Consider the following 2,385-nt stretch of genomic DNA (forward strand, 5'->3'; position numbering starts at 1 on the left):
CGTCCGCCGCCGCTGGCAGCGCCGCCTCCACGGCCACGGTCCCGGACTCTGCCTCGACTGTGTTCTCGCTGGTCACAGGTGCAATCCTCCATGATCGGAGTTACACCGTTCCTTTTACAGCCCCGAGGCTTGCGCCTGCGCTCCCGACCGAGGGCTGGCTTCGTAACCGGGGACGGAAGTCGTGTCGATGTGACCGCGGGAGTCGTGTTCTGACCAAGTTGCGATATGGGCTTGTTTTGACGTCACTCGGGGGCTTGCTGGGGGACGGTGGGGAGTGCTTCTGTCGTAGAGGGCCTGATGGGGAAGTCGCAGTCGAGGTTAATCTGTGCGCCGCGATACGCCGTGATCATCAGCGCGAGGGGTTGTCGCAGCAGGCTTTGCAGCGGAAGTACAACGTCACGTGGCCGGTCGGTCCGCCGGGCTCTGGACGGGCAGCGGCCCGGGCCTCGGAAGTCGCTGCGGCAGCGGGAGTCACGGCTGGACCCATTTAGCCGTTGATCGACGGGATGCTGCGCAGCGGCACACCACTCAGCGGGTCTTCGACCGGCTGGTCGACGAGCACGGAGCTGAGGACATCTCATATCCGATGGTGCGCCTCTACCTGAAGTCCAGGCCGGCTGAGGTGCGGCGGGAGGCCGGTCTAGAGCCGCAGGCGATGTCCGTGCCACACCCGCTGGATACGGTGACCCTCGCGGACGACCAGCGCCGGTACGTCACCCTCCCCTGGCAGGTGTCCGTCTTCAACGTGGACCTGCTCTCGATCAACGCACACGTGGCTGACCTCGCCCACTGGGCCTACAACCACCAGGCACGCAAGCCAACGGAGTACGTTCCTATGCGCAACGCAGGCCCCCACTTCGAGTCCCGCATCCAGCCGACCGCCGCACGCCCTGGGCACCATGGCCGAGCTCGCAGCGATGGTCTTCCGGTCTCAGACAGGCCCGGACATCGACCAAGACCGCCCCACCTTCACCCCGATCCTCGGCGCGAGCCCCGTCACCAACAGCGTCACCTTCAGCACCTGGCGCATCGCATCCGCAAGCTCGGCCCTGACCTCCCGTTGTGGCCGCTCAACGGACTGCTCGCCGCCCTGGTCTGGCTCGCCGTACGACGCAACACCCGCGCCGACCGCGAGACCCTGCGCTGGATACGGCCACTGGAGAAGCCACTGTGGGTGACGTCGGACAGCTCCTCCGTCCGGAAATTCCAGCGCTTCTATCATCGCCAGACAACCAATGCCCCCGGGAACAGCTGAAAATCTTCCAGGGTACTGGACGGTCGTCCAGCGGCGGGATGTGGCAAACCGTACCAGGGCCCGTCACCGCCCCGGCCCGGCAAATGACGCACCGACCGGTGGCTGGTCGAGCCGGATGCGGGCGGCGGCCCACAGCAGGCGGCCGCCGGTCCGTACGGCGTTGAGTGCGGAGCGGTGGGCGGCATAGGCGTCGTCGGTGCGATCGGCCTGCTCCAGCTTCTCCTCATCAAAGGTGCCGGGCGGCACCACTATGACCACCGCCTCCAGGGAGTCCAGAGCCGCCTTCAACCACGCCGAGGACAGCGGCACCGGCTCCTCGGGGGCCACTACGGCGTTGGTGCCGGTCAGTGTCAGCGCGTGGAAGCAGCCGCCAACTACATGGACGACGGCGGTCACCACGGGCATCACCTCACAGCCCCAGGCGAAACCGGAGGCCAACGCGTTACGGACGAGGTCGCTGTAGGCGTCGGGGTCCGGTTGATGGATGACTTCGGCGACCCGCATCCGGGGCATGGCGATAGTGGAGAAAGACCAGGTACGCTGCGCGGTGGCGCTCAGCTCGTCAGTCACACAGGGTCTAACGAGCCTGGCCGAGCGCAGGGCACGGGTGACGGGTTATTGCTCGCACGCCCACGCGCGGCCGGTCTGCCAGCACTCCTCGACCGGGATCGGTTCGACGCCGGGCCGCATGCGGGCGATATGGAACAGGCCGCCGAGGTGATCCATCTCGTGGGCGACGAGCCGGGCGATCCCGCGCTCGTACACCGTAGTGACGTCAGTGCCATCCAGAGCGGTAGCAGCGACCGTGGTCATCAAGGGCCAGGGGACCATGCCACGGACGTCGAAGAAGCTCGAGCAGCCCTCGTACTGTTCGTCCTTTCCTCCGATCAGCAGGTGATATGCGGGTGAGCAGGACGATCGCCTCGGCGGCAGGTCTGCAGGCTGGACAACGGCCGCTGCGCGGCCGATGCCGACCTGCGGGCCCACAATACTCATGCCTTAGTACTCCAGTGAGAATTCGTGTCCTGAGCTGGCTCTTCTTTGATAGTGGCAGCGGCGGGCGGTGGCTTGGTGGTGTCTGCGCCAGTGGGACCAGTTCAGTGCGTGGAGCTACCTGTCCTGATGGGCTT

At 66.4% G+C, this 2,385-nt stretch carries 3 protein-coding genes; 1 reads left to right on the top strand and 2 read right to left on the bottom strand.

Going from position 1 to position 2,385, the window contains the following annotated elements; genetic code table 11:
• The first annotated feature begins 586 nt into the window (after positions 1-586).
• Positions 587-1,255 carry a hypothetical protein gene (locus ACFPP6_RS36340; protein ID WP_382051125.1) on the top strand — a complete coding sequence of 223 codons (669 nt, stop codon included), beginning with the start codon at positions 587-589 and terminating at the stop codon, positions 1,253-1,255.
• Between the two features lie 63 nt (positions 1,256-1,318).
• Here the strand turns inward: ACFPP6_RS36340 and ACFPP6_RS36345 are convergent, their stop codons facing one another.
• Positions 1,319-1,825, bottom strand: coding sequence for a hypothetical protein (locus tag ACFPP6_RS36345; protein ID WP_382051126.1), 507 nt, complete (start codon positions 1,823-1,825; stop codon positions 1,319-1,321).
• Positions 1,826-1,870: 45 nt separating this feature from the next.
• Positions 1,871-2,251: a peptide deformylase gene (locus tag ACFPP6_RS36350; protein ID WP_382051127.1), complete on the bottom strand. Its 381-nt coding sequence runs from the start codon at positions 2,249-2,251 to the stop codon at positions 1,871-1,873.
• Between the last annotated feature and the right edge of the window lie 134 nt (positions 2,252-2,385).

The sequence above is a fragment of the Streptomyces aureoversilis genome (assembly GCF_042657885.1).
GTDB classification, from domain to species: domain Bacteria; phylum Actinomycetota; class Actinomycetes; order Streptomycetales; family Streptomycetaceae; genus Streptomyces; species Streptomyces aureoversilis.